This window comes from Rhodococcus phenolicus (assembly GCF_001646785.1).
GTDB lineage: Bacteria > Actinomycetota > Actinomycetes > Mycobacteriales > Mycobacteriaceae > Rhodococcus > Rhodococcus phenolicus.
The window spans coordinates 1-15,492 of sequence record NZ_LRRH01000128.1; the positions used below are offsets into that span (position 1 = coordinate 1).

General features: G+C 64.9%; 14 protein-coding genes and 2 pseudogenes. 11 read left to right on the top strand and 5 right to left on the bottom strand.

Annotation, left to right across the window (positions count from 1 at the left end; genetic code table 11):
- Positions 1-369: 369 nt before the first annotated feature.
- The 4 genes and pseudogenes from A8G15_RS26625 (at position 370) to A8G15_RS32405 (ending at position 3,935) form a co-directional block, all read left to right on the top strand.
- The gene (locus A8G15_RS26625) at positions 370-1,248 is read left to right on the top strand and encodes an alpha/beta hydrolase (protein ID WP_068166062.1); all 879 of its coding nucleotides are present in this window, start codon (positions 370-372) and stop codon (positions 1,246-1,248) included.
- Positions 1,249-1,273: 25 nt separating this feature from the next.
- Positions 1,274-2,887 (top strand): flavin-containing monooxygenase, encoded by a 1,614-nt coding sequence (locus A8G15_RS26630; RefSeq protein WP_068166064.1) that lies wholly within the window; start codon positions 1,274-1,276, stop codon positions 2,885-2,887.
- A gap of 7 nt (positions 2,888-2,894) precedes the next feature.
- Positions 2,895-3,248, top strand: a pseudogene (locus A8G15_RS32400) (alcohol dehydrogenase catalytic domain-containing protein); the annotation flags it as partial.
- Between the two features lie 12 nt (positions 3,249-3,260).
- On the top strand, positions 3,261-3,935 hold the full coding sequence (locus A8G15_RS32405; RefSeq protein WP_342671600.1) for a zinc-binding dehydrogenase: 675 nt from the start codon (positions 3,261-3,263) through the stop codon (positions 3,933-3,935).
- Positions 3,936-4,678: 743 nt separating this feature from the next.
- Here the strand turns inward: A8G15_RS32405 and A8G15_RS26645 are convergent.
- From A8G15_RS26645 to A8G15_RS26660, 4 genes are all read right to left on the bottom strand, one after another.
- Positions 4,679-5,005 carry a thioesterase family protein gene (locus A8G15_RS26645; protein ID WP_068166068.1) on the bottom strand — a complete coding sequence of 109 codons (327 nt, stop codon included), beginning with the start codon at positions 5,003-5,005 and terminating at the stop codon, positions 4,679-4,681.
- Positions 5,006-5,094: 89 nt separating this feature from the next.
- Positions 5,095-5,487, bottom strand: coding sequence for a MaoC/PaaZ C-terminal domain-containing protein (locus A8G15_RS26650; protein ID WP_068166070.1), 393 nt, complete (start codon positions 5,485-5,487; stop codon positions 5,095-5,097).
- Positions 5,484-5,939, bottom strand: coding sequence for a MaoC family dehydratase N-terminal domain-containing protein (locus A8G15_RS26655; protein ID WP_068166072.1), 456 nt, complete (start codon positions 5,937-5,939; stop codon positions 5,484-5,486). Before A8G15_RS26655 ends, A8G15_RS26650 begins: the two co-directional genes overlap by 4 nt.
- Positions 5,939-7,138 carry a lipid-transfer protein gene (locus tag A8G15_RS26660; protein WP_068166074.1) on the bottom strand — a complete coding sequence of 400 codons (1,200 nt, stop codon included), beginning with the start codon at positions 7,136-7,138 and terminating at the stop codon, positions 5,939-5,941. The genes A8G15_RS26655 and A8G15_RS26660 overlap by 1 nt, the downstream gene beginning before the upstream one ends.
- Before the next feature lie 162 nt (positions 7,139-7,300).
- On the opposite strand from A8G15_RS26660, the gene A8G15_RS26665 reads away from it, so the two are divergent.
- The 7 genes from A8G15_RS26665 (at position 7,301) to A8G15_RS30170 (ending at position 15,120) form a co-directional block, all read left to right on the top strand.
- Positions 7,301-8,125 (top strand): SDR family NAD(P)-dependent oxidoreductase, encoded by an 825-nt coding sequence (locus A8G15_RS26665; protein WP_068166076.1) that lies wholly within the window; start codon positions 7,301-7,303, stop codon positions 8,123-8,125.
- Positions 8,125-8,979 (top strand): enoyl-CoA hydratase-related protein, encoded by an 855-nt coding sequence (locus A8G15_RS26670; protein ID WP_068166077.1) that lies wholly within the window; start codon positions 8,125-8,127, stop codon positions 8,977-8,979. Before A8G15_RS26665 ends, A8G15_RS26670 begins: the two co-directional genes overlap by 1 nt.
- Before the next feature lie 275 nt (positions 8,980-9,254).
- Positions 9,255-10,463, top strand: coding sequence for an acetyl-CoA C-acetyltransferase (locus A8G15_RS26675; RefSeq protein WP_068166079.1), 1,209 nt, complete (start codon positions 9,255-9,257; stop codon positions 10,461-10,463).
- An 11-nt stretch (positions 10,464-10,474) separates the two neighbouring features.
- Positions 10,475-12,634: a 3-hydroxyacyl-CoA dehydrogenase NAD-binding domain-containing protein gene (locus tag A8G15_RS26680; RefSeq protein ID WP_068166081.1), complete on the top strand. Its 2,160-nt coding sequence runs from the start codon at positions 10,475-10,477 to the stop codon at positions 12,632-12,634.
- Positions 12,627-13,769, top strand: a complete 1,143-nt coding sequence (locus A8G15_RS26685) for an acyl-CoA dehydrogenase family protein (protein ID WP_068166082.1) — start codon at positions 12,627-12,629, stop codon at positions 13,767-13,769. The genes A8G15_RS26680 and A8G15_RS26685 overlap by 8 nt, the downstream gene beginning before the upstream one ends.
- The gene (locus tag A8G15_RS26690) at positions 13,766-14,539 is read left to right on the top strand and encodes an SDR family NAD(P)-dependent oxidoreductase (protein WP_068166083.1); all 774 of its coding nucleotides are present in this window, start codon (positions 13,766-13,768) and stop codon (positions 14,537-14,539) included. Before A8G15_RS26685 ends, A8G15_RS26690 begins: the two co-directional genes overlap by 4 nt.
- 59 nt (positions 14,540-14,598) lie before the next feature.
- Entirely contained in the window at positions 14,599-15,120 is a 522-nt protein-coding gene (locus tag A8G15_RS30170) for an SDR family NAD(P)-dependent oxidoreductase (protein ID WP_082900188.1), read from the top strand.
- A 32-nt stretch (positions 15,121-15,152) separates the two neighbouring features.
- On the opposite strand, the pseudogene A8G15_RS32280 reads toward A8G15_RS30170, so the two are convergent.
- Positions 15,153-15,401, bottom strand: a pseudogene (locus tag A8G15_RS32280) (oxidoreductase C-terminal domain-containing protein); the annotation flags it as partial.
- Between the last annotated feature and the right edge of the window lie 91 nt (positions 15,402-15,492).

A 15,492-nucleotide genomic window follows, 5' to 3' on the forward strand; every position in this document is an offset into this window, starting at 1 on the left:
GCTTATGAAACACGGCCTAGAGGGGGTCGAAAGCTACTACCGCAACTCCACCGGCCGAGTTGTCACCAATTCCCCGTGGACGGTGCTGGAGTACTGGAAGATGACCCGCCGCCCGAACTTCGACGACTATGTGAGTTCACCGGTACGCACCGGCGCTTCGAGATAACCACGTTTAGTTAATTTAGATTCTGGTATTTTCTCAAACAGGACGATACGATGTGTTGGTCGTCACAGCGGCCGGGTACAGAGTCCGTCCCACTGCCATAGCGCCCACCCTGTTCCCAAATCCATTCAGGCTGCCGAACCGAAGCGTCGACGGACGCTCCACGACGAGGTCCCTGGCTGAGAAATCACTCCGAGGAGGAAGCCGTGCCTGAGCAGCACGTCATCGACGCAGTTATCGACGCTTTTTCGTTCGCAGCGCCCGACGCCACCCTTGATCAGGTGCGCGACGGGTACGACGTGAGCATGGAGAAGGCCGGCCTCGCCGCAGGGGTGACCCGCACGGAAGGAATCGTGGGAGACGTACCCGGCGCATGGTTCCGTCCCACCGGCGCCGGTCGCCGTGCCGTGCTCTATCTGCACGGCGGTGGCTTCCAATTCGGCTCCAGCCGCAGCCACGGACCGTTGGCCGCTGCACTGGCTGATGCTGCCGCCGTCGATGTGTTCGTACTCGACTACCGTCGCGCACCGGAACACCCGTTCCCCGCCGCACTCGACGATGCCACCGCAGCGCTGCGGGCACTGATCGCCGAGCGCGGAGCCGACAACGTGGTGGTGGCCGGGGACTCTGCCGGCGGCGGTATGGTGCTGGCCACCCTGTTGGCTGCGAGAGAGTCCGGCATCGCGACGCCGCTCGGTGCCGTCGCCTTCTCACCGTGGGTCGACCTGACTCAGGGCGCCGCCAGCATCATCGACCGGGCGGCACGCGACCCGTTGGTCACCAAGGAGCAGCTCGACGCCAACGCCGCCGCGTACCTCGGCGATGGGGACCGCACCAATCCTCTCGCCTCACCGCTGTACGGCGATCTCACCGGCCTGCCGCCGTTGCTGGTGCAGGTGGGCACCGAGGAGATCCTCTTCGACGACACTGCGCGCCTGGCCGAGAAGATCCGCGCCGCCGGTGGCCGCGTCGAGGTCCAGGTCGAGGACGGCATGCCGCACGTACACCAGATTCTGCTCGGCCGACTTTCCGAGGCCCTCCCATCGCTCGAGCGCGCCGGAACCTTCATCCGCACGCTCGATTGATCCCCTCCAGAACGGACCATTGCCCATGAACACTCCCCGAATCGACTCGGCACCTTCCGGAACCCTCGACGTGCTGGTCATCGGCGCCGGTATCTCCGGCCTCTATCAGCTGTACCGACTGACCCAGACCGATCTGACCTTCGCAGCGGTCGAAGCGGGCAGCGGGGTCGGCGGAACCTGGTACTGGAACAGGTACCCCGGAGCGCGCTTCGATTCCGAGTCCTACACGTACGCATTCTTCTTCTCCAAGGAACTCCGCGAGGAGTGGTCCTGGTCCGAGCACTTCGCCGGCCAACCGGAGATCGAGAGCTACCTCAACCACGTGGCGGACCGCTTCGACCTGCGCAAGTACATCACATTCGACACCCGCGTCACGGCCATGGACTTCGACGAGGACACCCACACCTGGAAGGTGACCACCGCGAACGGCGACGTGATCCACGCTCGTTTCGTGATCACCGGCATCGGCATGCTCTCGGCGCCGCAGTACCCCCCGGTCCCGGGAATCGACGACTTCCGCGGGGTGTCGGCACATACCGGCCTATGGCCCCAGGAAGGCGTCGACGTCGCGGGCAAGAAGGTCGCCGTGATCGGTACCGGGTCGACCGGAGTCCAGGTGATCTCCGCCATCGCCGGCGAGGTCGGTTCGCTGACCGTGTACCAGCGCACACCCAACTGGTGTACACCGCTCAACAACGCGCCGATCACCGACGAGGAACAAGAGCAGATCAAGTCCACCATGGACCAACTGCACGAGTCGCTGAAAAGCTCCTTTGCCGGGTTCATGCACAATTTCGCGCCCGTCGAAGCCGGGGCAGTCAGTCACGAGGAGCGCCTGAAATTCTGGGAGCAGCTCTACAACGCACCAGGATTCGCCAAATTACTCGGCAATTACATGCAAGTCATGACCGACAAGGTCTACAACCGCGAGTTCTCCGACTTCGTGGAGAGCAAGATCCGGACCCGCGTCCACGACCCGAAAGTCGCCGATCTGCTGGTGCCCGACCACGGCTACGGAGCCAAACGTCCGCCGTTCGAGACCAACTACTACGAGGTCTACAACCAGCCCAACGTCGAGTTGGTCGACCTACGAACCACACCGATCACCAAGATCACAGAGACCGGAATCGAAACCACCGAAGGCACCGAAGACTTCGACGTCATCATCTACGCCACCGGATTCGACGCCATCACCGGCGCCTACGACCGAATCGACATCACCGCCGGTGGCGCGTCGCTGAACTCAGCGTGGGAAGACGGACCTTTCACATTCGTCGGTGCGTCGGCCCCCGGTTTCCCGAACCTGTTCTTTCTCGTCGGACCGCACAGCTCCAGCGGAAACGTGCCCCGCATGTCCGAACGGCAGGTCGACTTCGTCACCGGCACGCTCGGTGAAGCGGTGCGCCGCGGGGCGACGCGGGTGGAGGCCACCTTCGAGGCAGCCAAGGAGTGGACCGATCACGTCTACGAGCTGAACAGCACTTCGCTGGCGGCCGAGGAGAAGATCGACTACACCTACGGCACCAACACTCCGGGCAAGAAGATCGTCTTCCGCCATTACGACGGCGGCCTGGCCGGACTGAACGCCAAGATGACCGCAGTCGAGGATTCCTCGTACGCTGGCTTCGAGTTCAAGTGATGTGCCGATGAAGGCCGTCCAACTGGTCGGGCCCCGCGACCTTCGCGTCCACGAGATTCCGGATCCGGTACCCGGGCCCCGCGATGTGCTTCTGAAAGTTGCCGGCGCCGGCATCTGCCATTCCGATCTGCACGTCGCTCACTCCGAGCAGCCTTTGTTCCGCCGCCCGGTAGTGCTCGGGCACGAAGTCACCGGTCACGTCGTGGACATGGGGAGCGAGGTTGCCGGGTGGTCCCTCGGCGACCGAGCGATCGTGCACCTGTGTTGGTCGTGCGGCGAGTGTGTCGCCTGCCGGCGCGGGGACGACAATCTGTGTGTCGCCACCGGCCGACGGGCACAGCCACCCGCGCCGGGGCTCGGCCCCGACGGTGGGATGGCCGAGTTCATGAAGGTGCCGGCACGGTTTCTGGTACCACTCGGCGATCTGGATCCGGTGACCTCGGCGCCGCTCGCCGACGCCGCGATGACCCCGTACCACGCCATCGAGCAATCCCGATCCGTCCTGAAACCCGGCGCCACAGCGCTGGTTATCGGGATCGGCGGCCTGGGCCACGTGGGGGTGCAGATACTCGCGACCCTGCCCGACGTACGAATCGTGGCATTGGACGTGGACGAGCTGCGGTTGAAGACGGCGCTGACTCTCGGTGCCCATGACACCGTCCGAGGCTGCCCGGACGCTGCCGCGCGGGTGCTCGAGCTGACCGGTGGTCTGGGAGCCGACGCCGTCTTCGACTTCGTCGGCAACGACGCCACCACCGCAACAGCCGTCGACGCCGTTGCACCGGGAGGGATGTGTCAGTTCTCCGGACTCGGCGGCGGTTCGATTCCTGCCAGCGCCGAGGCTCGTACCGGCCGGGGCTGGCCGTGGGGTGCCTGGCTGCGCAGCTCCTATGGCGGCACCCGCACCGACCTGGAAGCCTGCGTTCGCCTGGCTCAGGAAGGCCGGATCACCATCGAGGTGGAGACCTTCCCTCTGGCAGATGCACTGGACGCATTTCGTGAACTCGAGAGGGGCAACGTCCGAGGCCGGGCAGTATTAGTACCCTGACGGCCACGTCGGTCCTGTCCCCAAAGGCACCGGGGTTGTGTTCTTTCGTCGGTCACGCTGGTCCTGCTCGCTGATGCGCATGCAGGACCAGCGAACCACCCATCTGGCCCAGTGCATCCTCGCGAGTCCGTCACGGTGTCACCTGGTCGGAGACCGCACTGCTCGACGGATCTGAGTGCTGCTTCGACTGGCAGGTGGTGATGGCACAGCGACCTCACCTCCGGACTTTCCAGTCGATCGGAAAGATTGCTCAGAATATGTATGGCACAGGCGGTTTCGACGGTATCCACACCGTAACCTACGAGTTCACCGACACTGGGACCGGTGAGACGTTGTTCCGCCGCACGATGTCGTTGCGAACACCACACGGGGGTCGGATAAATCGCGAGATCCTTCTTGCGTACGAGCCCGTCACGACCGAGTGGTACCACGAGGCCGTGGCAGAACACTTGCCGAGTCGCTGATGTAGCGCTTACTCGGTTCACGCGCGCAGCATCGAAAGCCCTACGTGCAGGTCGTCAGTTTCCGAGCGTGTCCTCGACGAAAAGAAGGTCGCTGGTCGGCGTCCTCGTTCCGTACTTCTGGAACGAGGACGCCGAGCTGCGTGATGACCCTGTGCGATCTACGGCGGAGATTGCCACGCGATGTCCTTCGCTCGGCGATAGGGATGTGAAACGCGCCCGGGGAAGACAGAGGCAGCCGTGTGCTCTGTTCTGCGGAAATCGGGTCGTGCGATATCCGAGTCATCGTGTTGTACAGCCTGCAACAGCGTTCGCCGGCAAGGGGATCGAGCGGCGCGTGCGCAGGTCGACGTGGACATAGCGGGTAACCAGGTTGCACACTCGATGTCCCTCGGGCTCGAACAGGTCGGTGCGGATCAGCAGGGTGCTGGTGGAGGCGGTGAGCAGCGAGGCTTGTGCGCTTACCGGAGTGCCCGGCGCCGGCACGTCGCCGAAATCCAACTGTTGGGTCACGACGAACAGTCCGTGCTCGGTTCGTTCGGCGCGAGCCTCGTCGAAGCCGAGAGAGCCGACCAGCAGAGGGCGTACCCCTTCGGTGAGCAGGGTCATCCACGCTGCACTGTCCGGTAGACCGTTGCGTAACGACGGCGGCGCCACTCCCACAGGATGGGGAGTGGCGCCTTGCGGAGTCGATGCGATCACGCCAGGGAAAGAACCGCGCGTCCACTCATGGTGCGAGTGCCGTCGGGTAAGACCGCACTCAACTTCAGCACGAGCGTTTCTTCCGAGCTTTCCTCGGGCACCGACTCGGCGCTCAGGCGGGGCTCGGCCAGGACAGGCGTGATTGCGGTGAATCGGGTGGACAGCTCACGGATCCGCGACTGAGGTACCGCGTCGGTGAGCAGCCGACCGAGATAGGCCATCGACAACATGCCGTGCGCAAAGACATCGTCCAGACCGGCTGCTTTCGCCGCGTCCAGATCGATGTGGATCGGGTTGTGGTCACCCGATGCGCCGGCGAACAAGGCCAGCGTGGTGCGCGTGATCGGACCCGGCTCGAGGTCCGGGATGGTGATCTCGGGTGCGCTCACGAGGCGATCCCTCCGTTCTTGACGACGGTGGTGGACTCCATCTCGGCGACCTTGGTGCCCTCACGCAGCACCTCGCAGCGGCGGATGAGGAAGTCGAGGCTGCCACCGGCCTTGGAATACAGGTCCACGTACGAGGGAGCGAAGACCACCGTGTCGCCGGCGTGTACCGGTTCGAAGTAGCGGAACGTCTGTTCTCCGTGCAGCACCTGACCGAGGTCTACGCCGTACTCACCGAGCACGTCGAAGATGTCGGAGCATTCCAGTTCGAGACCGAACAGGAACGTCGGAGGAGCCGGCAGGTCCGGATGGCCTGCGGCGCGCGCCGCAGCAACATCGGAATAGATCGGATCCTGTTCTCCGATGGCCTTGGAGAACTGTTGGATCCGGCCGCGTTCCACGACGACTTCGATCGTGGGGTCGGTTCGCTGCAGGATGGAGGCATCGAGAGGCATCAGGAGACCTTTTCGTAGAGAGAGACCACAGCGGCACCGCCGAGTCCGATGTTGTGCTGGAGCGCGAGCTTTGCGCCGTCGACTTGACGATCCCCGGCCTGGCCGCGCAACTGCCACACGAGCTCGGCGCACTGGGCCAGACCGGTGGCGCCGAGAGGATGTCCTTTCGACAGGAGACCACCGGAAGGGTTGGTGACCACGCGGCCGCCATAGGTGTTGTCGCCGGCAAGCACGAACTTCTCCGCTGTGCCCTCGGGGGTCAAGCCCAGCCCTTCGTAGGTGATCAGCTCGTTGGTCGCGAAGCAGTCGTGCAGCTCCACGACCGGGATATCGAGAGGGTCTACTCCCGAATCCTCGTAGACCTGCCGCGCTGCTTCGCGGGTCATCTCATAGCCGACGACCTTGAACATGTCGTTGCCGTCGAACGTGTCTGCTACATCGGTGACCAGAGCCTGGCTGCGCAGCCGAATCGAAGCGTCGATCCCCTTGGACCGGGCGAATTCGTCACTCATCACCACAGCCGCTGCAGCACCGTTGGTGGGCGGGCAGCACATCAGCAGGGTCAAGGGACCCCAGATCGGCTTGGAGTTCATCACCGTGTCCAAGTCGATCGGATCCCGGAACACGGCCAGGGGGTTTCGCGCGGCGTGGCTGCGGGCCTTGACCGACACCCGTCCGAAGATCTCCGGGCCGATTCCGTACTTCTCCATGTAGGCGACCCCGGCACCACCGAACGTCTTGGCGGCCATCGGCGCGGGGAGATCACCGCCGCGTTGGGCGGTCGTGATCGCCTCGCCGCGACCGGTGGGGCTCGGGCGGTCGTCCCAGACGTTGACCAGCGCACCCGGACGCATCTGCTCGAAGCCGAGGGCCAGAACGCAATCGGCCACCCCTGTCGCGACGGCTTGACGCGCAAGCCACAGCGCCGACGAGCCTGTGGAGCAGTTGTTGTTGACATTGACGATCGGGATGCCGGTCAGGCCGACTCCGTACAGCGCGGTCTGACCACAGGTCGAGTCGCCGTATACGTAGCCGACATATGCCTGCTGGACATCGGCGTAGCCGATGCCCGCGTCGGCCAACGCCCGGCGTGCGGCGTCGGCACCCATGACGTCGTAATTCTCACTGGCACCGGGCTTGGCAAAGGGCACCATGCCCACCCCGGTGATGCAGACGTTGCGTGTTTCGCGAGTGCTCATTAGGCCCTCCAGCGGTTGACGGAAGTGGACGTGAACGCAATCTAGCAGATTCTTAATTAACTGAAAATAGCCGATATGCCTTGAAAAGTCGGTGTTGACTACATAGCGCAAGTGAAATTACGGTTCACACATCGAGAGTTCGGAACCCTATGGAGGTGTCTTGTGACTGGAAAGCTGACTCAGAAGGTGGCCCTCGTCTCCGGTTCGGGGCGCGGCATCGGCCGCGCCGTCGCCGAGAAGCTTGCCGCCGAAGGAGCCCGGGTCGTGGTGAACGATCTGGACGACGCCCCGGCCAAGGAAGTCGTGGCCGCGATCGAGGCCGCCGGCGGTGAGGCTGTGGCCGTGGTCGGCAGTGTTACCGACCCGGACTTCGCCGATCGCTACGTGACCACCGCCGTCGATGCCTTCGGTGGCGTCGACATCATCGTGAACAATGCCGGGTACACGTGGGACAACGTCATCCAGAAGATGACCGATCAGCAGTTCGACGACATCCTCGACGTCCACCTGCGTGCCCCGTTCCGGATCCTGCGCGCCGCACAGCCGGTCATCAGCGCCGCAGTGAAGAAGGAGCGCGCGCAGGGGCTGGCAGTCCCGGCCCGCAAGGTGGTCAACACGTCGTCGACGTCGGGCCTCTACGGGAATCCGGGCCAGGTCAACTACTCCACCGCCAAAGCCGGGCTGGTGGGCATGACCAAGACCCTGGCCAAGGAATGGGGCCGCTACAACGTGACGGTCAACGCAGTGGCCTATGGCGTGATCGAGACCAGGTTGACCACGGTCACCACCGAGGAACAGACGATCGACGTGGATGGGCGCACCATCAAGGTGGGTATCAACCCGGCCGTGCACGAGCAGGCAACCGCGCAGATCGCCTTGGGCCGGGCCGGCACGGCCGAAGAGGCTGCCGGTGCCGTCTATCTGCTCTGCGCGCCGGAGTCGAGCTACATCACGGGGCAGGTGCTGGTCTGCTCGGGCGGTCTGTGATGACCACCGACGAGACCGTCCGGCACTACGAGGATATCGACTACCGAGTCGACGAGGGGATCGCAGTAATCGTCCTCGACGCAGCGGAACGACGAAATGCGCTGCGCAACCAGATGCTTCGCGACCTGGCCGATGCCCTCGATCGCGCCGACCGTGATCCGGACGTTCGAGTGGTTCTACTCACCGGTGCCGGCGCCTCGTTCTGCGTCGGTGCTGAACTGCACGGTCCGGACACTCTGATCGAAGCACTGGAGGAGGACGTAGCAGGGCACACCCCGACCGGGTACCGCGAGCCCGGTGGTCGGGTCAGCGAGCGACTGTTCGACATGAGCACCCCGGTCGTCGCAGCGGTCAACGGCGACGCAGTCGGTGGTGGCGCCTCGATCATGGCGGCGTGTGACATCAAGATCGCCAGCTCGACCGCCCGGTTCGGATTCGTCTTCACCCGCCGCGGCGTGGTTCCGGAAAGTGCGTCTTCGTGGTACCTGCCTCGCCTGGTGGGGTTGGCCACCGCCACCGACTGGCTGCTGTCGGGGCGTGTCTTCGAAGCGGACGAGGCTCTCAACGCCGGCCTGGTCACCCAGCTGGTGCCACCGGAGCAGGTGCTGGACCGCGCGATGGCCTATGCGCGAGTGTTCGTCACCGAGACCTCACCCACCTCGGTGGCACTCGCCAAGCGATTGCTCATGGACACCTGGCGACACGACACACCTCGCCAGGCGTCCGAGATCGAGTCGCGGGTGTACGCGAGCAGGTTGCGCACTCCCGATGTGCGAGAGGGAGTGTTGTCGTTCCTGGAACGTCGACCGGCGGTCTTCGGGCCGTTCGCACCGGGCCCGGACGAACGCTTCTGACGTCCGACTCCCGCAGAGTTGCGCGGGTGGTGACCCCAGGACACCGCCCGCGCAGCTACGGCGACAACGTCCGGCCGGGAAGACTCGCCCGTCTACCGCTGACTCTGCTGAATCAGCACTACAAACACAAAAAAGTTAATCACAATTATAGTTGAGCATTGAACGTAAGAGGGTAGCCGGGAGACGATCCGAACTGTCGAGCCGTCCCGATCCCCTTCATCCGACCAGATCCCGCCTGTTCCCGGCGCTCGATAGCCGGAGCGGAAAGAGGACCCATGCCCCACGAAGTGTTCATCTACGATGCCTTGCGCACACCACGCGGCAAGGGCCGCAACGGCGCCTTGCACGGTGTGAAACCGGTGACCTTGGCCGTCGACCTGCTGAACGCCGCCCTGACCCGCAGCCCCGGACTCGACCCCAGCGTCGTCGACGATGTCGTACTCGGTTGCGTCTCACCGCTGCGCGATCAGGGCGCCGACATCGCCCGCACCGCGGTTCTCGCCGCCGGCTTTCCCGAAACAGTGGCCGGCGTGCAGCTGAACCGCTTCTGCGCCTCCGGGCTGGAAGCCGTCAACACCGCCGCCCAGAAGATCGCCTCCGGATGGGAGCGCATGGTCTTCGCCGGTGGCGTGGAGAGCATGTCCCGGGTACCGATGAGTTCGGACGGCGGCGCCTGGGCCAATGACCCCGAGACCAACCTGACCACCGGCTTCGTTCCGCAGGGCATCGGCGCCGACCTCATTGCGACACTGGAAGGTTGGAGCCGCAAGGACGTCGATTCGTTCGCCGCCGAGTCCCAGGCCCGAGCCGCCAAAGCTCAGGCGAACGGATGGTTCGACCGCAGCATCGTCCCGGTCGTCGACCGCAACGGCACCGTAGTGCTCGACCGCGACGAGCATCTCCGCCCCGGCACCACCGTCGAGACCCTCGCCCGACTCAAGCCGTCGTTCGCAGGGCTCGGGAAGGCCGGCTTCGACGCGGTCGCCCTGGAGAAGTACCACTGGGTGGAGCGCATCAACCACGTGCACCACGGCGGCAACTCCTCGGGAATCGTCGACGGCGCCGCTCTGGTGGTACTCGGTAACGAGCAGGTGGGCACTGACCTGGGACTGACGCCGCGCGGCCGTGTCGTGGCCACCGCCGTCTCCGGATCCGACCCCACGATCATGCTGACCGGTCCCGCCCCCGCCAGCCGAAAGGCCCTGCAGGCCGCCGGACTCACGGTCGACGACATCGACCTGTTCGAGATCAACGAAGCGTTTGCATCGGTCGCGATGCGCTTCATCCGCGACCTCGATCTGGACCACGAACGAGTCAATGTCAACGGTGGCGCGATCGCGCTGGGGCACCCGCTCGGCGCCACCGGAGCAATGCTCATCGGCACCGTACTGGACGAGTTGGAACGACGCGATCTGCGCCGCGGCCTGGTGACGCTCTGCGTCGGCGGCGGCATGGGCATCGCCACGATCATCGAGCGGATCTGAGGAGCACCCGGATGAGCACCACTTTCAGCACGCCCACCATCTCCACCAGCAACGTGGACGGCGTGGTGACACTGACTTTCGACGACCCGGACAAGAGCGTTAACACCCTCTCCGGTCGCACCGTCGACGACCTCGGAGCCGTCGTCGATCACCTCGCCGGTCTCGGGGACAAGCTGCGCGCGGTCCTGCTGGTATCGGCCAAATCGACCTTCATGGCCGGTGCCGACCTCAACGAGATCGTTTCCATGACCGACGATGTGGACGCAGCTCAGGCTCTGGCGACAACCGCCAAGACCCACCTGCGTCGCCTCGAGTCCATCGGGGTGCCCGTGGTCGCCGCCATCGGCGGCACCGCACTCGGTGGAGGCTTCGAGCTGGCACTGGCTGCGCACCACCGAGTGCTGGTGGACGATCCCAAGGTCCGCGTCGGGTTGCCCGAGTCCACACTGGGCCTGCTACCGGGCGGTGGCGGATTGGTCCGTACTGTCCGGCTGCTCGGTCTCGACACTGCCTTGGACCGGGTACTGCTTCCCGGTACCTCACTGAAGCCCGCGGCCGCCCTCGAGTTGGGCCTTGTCGACCGGGTGGTCCCCGCCGGGGAACTCCTCGAGACTGCTCGCACGCTGGCGTTGGAAACCACAACGGCCGATCAGCCCTGGGACCGTAGAGAACCGATCCCCGGCGGCACCCCGGCCGACGCACACGTCGAAGCGACCCTGCCGCTACGGGCCGGGGCGCTGCGGGCAGCGAACAAGGGGGCGCCGATGGACGCCGCCGCCGCGATTCTTTGTGCTGCCGTCGAGGGAAGCCAGGTCGATATCGACACCGCATTCGAAATCGAGACACAGTGGTTCGTCCAGCTGGCCACCTCGCCGCAAACCCGAAACATCATCCAGGGCACCTTCTTCGATATGCAGACGGTGCGTTCGGGCGCCAGCCGACCCGAGGGATTCGAACCCTGGCAGGCCACCCGGGTCGCCGTGCTCGGTGCCGGAATGATGGGCGCCGGCATCGCACTCAACGCAGCCACCTCCGGTATGATCGTGCACCTCAAGGACGTCGACCAGGCCGCCGCCGAGCGCGGAAAGGCCTACGCCGTCAAAGTCCTCGACAAGGACGTCGCTCGCGGACGTCGCAGCCAGGAGCAGGCCAACGCGATCGCCGCTCTGATCCAGCCGACCACCGACGTGACGGACCTGGCCGGCGCGGACCTGCTCATCGAGGCGGTCTTCGAAGACCCTGCGCTCAAGGCTGCCGTGCTGGCCGAGGTCGTGGACGTATTGGCTCCCGACGCGTTGCTCGCGTCCAACACCTCCACCTTGCCGATCACCGGACTCGCCGAGAACGTGGCCCGGCCCGAGGATTTCATCGGCCTCCACTTCTTCAGCCCGGTCGAGCGGATGGACCTGCTCGAGATCGTCGTGGGTGAGAAGACCAGCGATGCGACCGTGGCCCGCGCGTTCGATGTGGCCCGCCAGCTGGGTAAGACGCCGATCGTCGTCAACGACGGCCGCGGCTTCTACACCAGCCGTGTGATCCTGACCCGGTTGCTCGAGGCCGCCGCCATGCTCGCCGAGGGTGTGCACCCGATGACCATCGAGCGAGCATCGCAGAGGGCCGGTTACCCGATGGGCACCCTGGCGCTGCTCGACGAGGTGACTCTGGCGCTGCCGCACAAGATCCACAGCCAGTTCGCCGAAGCGGCGCGCACTGCGGGAACACCGTTCACCCCGCACCCGGGCGCCGAGCTGCTCCATCGGATGATCGAAATCGAGCAGCGCCCCGGACGTGCAGCCGGAGCAGGATTCTACGAGTACGTCGACGGACGGCGCACCGTCCTGTGGCCGGGGTTGACTGACAAGTTCGGCCCGTTCCGGATCGTCGACGACATCCAGGAACTCACCGACCGCTTGTTGTTCGCCGAGGCGCTGGACACCGCCCGGTGCCTGGAGTCGGGCCTGCTGCGCAGTACCGCTGACGCCAACATCGGCTCACTACTGGGTATCGGCTACCCCCGGTGGACCGGCGGCACTGCACAGTTCGTCGAGGGCTACCCCGGTGGAGTCACCAACTTTGTCGCCCGAGCCCGCGAGTTGGCAGCACGGCACGGGGAGCGGTTCACCCCTCCGGCCTCTCTCATGGCACCCGTGAAGGAAACCGTCGATGCATAGGACTATCTACACCTCAGAACACGAGGAATTCCGCAAGGCGTTCCGCACCTTCCTCGAACGGGAAGCCGTGCCCTACGTAGCCGACTGGGAAGCGGCCGGTACACCGGACCGCACATTCGTCAAGGCAGCCGGCCAGGCCGGGTACCTCGGCTTCGACTTCGACCCGTCCCTGGGCGGCTTGGGAATCAACGACTTCCGATACAACGCGGTGATGACCGAAGAGGTTGTCGCTTCCGGGATGGCCGGGGACCTGTTCAGCATGCAGAACGACATCATCGTGCCATATCTGCGCGATCTGGCGACCGACGAGCAGCGGGCCCGCTGGGTACCGCGCTTCACCGCCGGCGAGTTGGTGGTCTCGCTCGGGATGAGTGAGCCGGGCGCCGGCTCCGACCTAGCTGCGATCAGTACCACCGCACGCCACGCGGGCGACGAATACGTCCTCAACGGTTCGAAGACGTTCATCACCTCCGGAGCAACCTGCGACTTGGCAATCGTGCTGGCTCGCACCGGCGAACGCGACGGCCGCGGCACCAGCCTGATCGCAGTCGAGTACGGCACCCCCGGCTTCAGCCGAGGCAAACCGATGCACAAGATCGGCCGACGCGGCCAAGACACAGCCGAGTTGTTCTTCGACGAATGCCGTGTACCGGCATCGAACATAATCGGCGAGCCCGGCCGAGGATTCTTCGGTGCCATCGCCAATCTGCCCACGGAGCGGCTCTCCATCGCGGTCGCCGCGGTGGCCTCGGCCCGAGTCGCCCTCGACCTGGCCTTGGCGCATCTGACCGAGCGCACCGCGTTCGGTGGTCCCCTGGCCCAACTGCAGTCGGTCCGGATGACTCTGGCCGAGTTGCACACGGATATCGAGGTGATGCAGACCTATGTGGACCGCTGTGTCACCGCGGTCGGCGACGGCAGCCTGACCGCGGAGGAAGCTGCCGGCTGTAAGTACAAGGCCACCGAACTCCAGTGGGCTGTGGTCGACCGGGTACTCCAACTCTTCGGAGGGTACGGCTACATGGAGGAATATCCGATCGCCAGGATCTGGCGCGATGCCCGGGTACAACGGATCTACGGCGGCGCCAACGAAGTGATGAAGGATCTCATCGGCCGACGGCTGGTGGGCGCATGAGCACCTTGTCAGGACGCACTGTGTTGGTCACCGGAGCCTCTCGCGGAGTCGGCTGCGGCATTGCACTCCGCCTCGGCGCCGCCGGCGCCGCAGTAGCAGTCAATTACCGCCGCGACGCCGACGCCGCAGCAGAAGTGGTCAAGGCTATCCGAGCCACAGGAGGCCAGGCCGAAGCCTTCGCTGCCGAGATCGGCTCACCCGGGGCAGGAGAACAACTGGCAGCCGCGATCCGGGACCGACTCGGACCGGTGGATGCATTCGTCAGCAACGCCGGTGCAGCAAGCAAAGGCGCCACCGTGGCTTCCACGTCGGTGGACGACTTCACCTCCCAGCTCCAGGTGCACACACTGGGGCCGATCACCCTACTCCAGGCACTGCTGCCCGATATGAGAGCAGCCAAGCGCGGCGACGTGGTGATGATCTCCAGCAACACCGTGCCGCTGACGCCGGCCCACGCCGCGCCGTACACGATGGCCAAAGCCGCCATGGAGACGTGTGTACTGACCCTTGCTCGGGAAGAACGGGCACACGGGATCCGCGCCAATGTGGTAGCGCCTGGCCTGGTGATGACCGAGATGGGACGCCGCCTGGTCAAAGCCTCAGCAGGCGCCGACATCGAAGACCTCGACGCGGCCGCCCCCTTCGGCCGGGTCTGCCGCCCTGACGATGTGGCCGGAGTGGTCGAGTTCCTTCTATCGGAGGGCTCCGGATACGTGACCGGCCAGCGGATCAACGTCGACGGAGGCGGCCGTGACGCCGGCATCTTCTGAAGACGGGCACTGACACCTCGGTACTTGGCAATAATTCCGATCTCTTCCAGGAGGACCAAATGACAACTCGACGTTTCGATTCGAAGGCGGCGATCGTCACCGGCGGAGCGCGAGGAATCGGCTTCGCTACAGCACTGCGTCTCGCAAAAGAAGGCGCTTCGGTCGCGGTGTTCGATCTGGACAGTGAAGCTGCGTCCAGTGCAGCGAAGGCGATCGCCGAAGAAACCGATGCACGGGTGATCGGCCTGCCTTGCGATGTGTCGGACGCTACAGCAACAGAATCAGCGGTCGAGCAGGTCGTCACCGAACTCGGCGGTATCCACGTGTTGGTCAACAATGCCGGGGTAACCCGAGACAACCTGTTGCACAAGATGTCCGAACAAGACTGGGACATCGTACTCGGGGTGCACCTGCGCGGCGCATTCCTCATGGCCCGGGCTGTCCAGGCTCACTTCGTAGCCCAGAAATACGGCAAGATCATCTCCCTGTCCACCGTCGCGGCCCGCTTCGCAGCGCGCGCGACCTTTCGACCTTCTGCGAACTCGACGGCGGCGATGAAAGCGGCGCCCTTCATGATCTGACCTCGATACTTCATGATCTCGGTCTGACCGTTGACCGTGAGCACACCCGCCAGCCGATCGCCTTCACGGTAGAGCGCAACGATTCGGCCGTCCTCGTCAAGATTTTCGACCACGACGATCTCGTCCGCCGCGGGCGATCCGACGAACTGGATCCGCACGTCGTACCAGTCGGACCAGAAGTACGGAACTGTCGAATACGCCTTGGGTGCATGCGGCTTCAGGGCATTCCGAGCGGCTGTCGCCCCCTGCTCGGCAGCACTGGTCCAATGTTCGAGTCGCATGAGACGGTCGAAGGTTCCGTTATGCCAGCGCGCCACATCGCCCGCCGCGTACACACCGTCCACACCGGTCCAGGTCAAGCCCCTGGTAGTG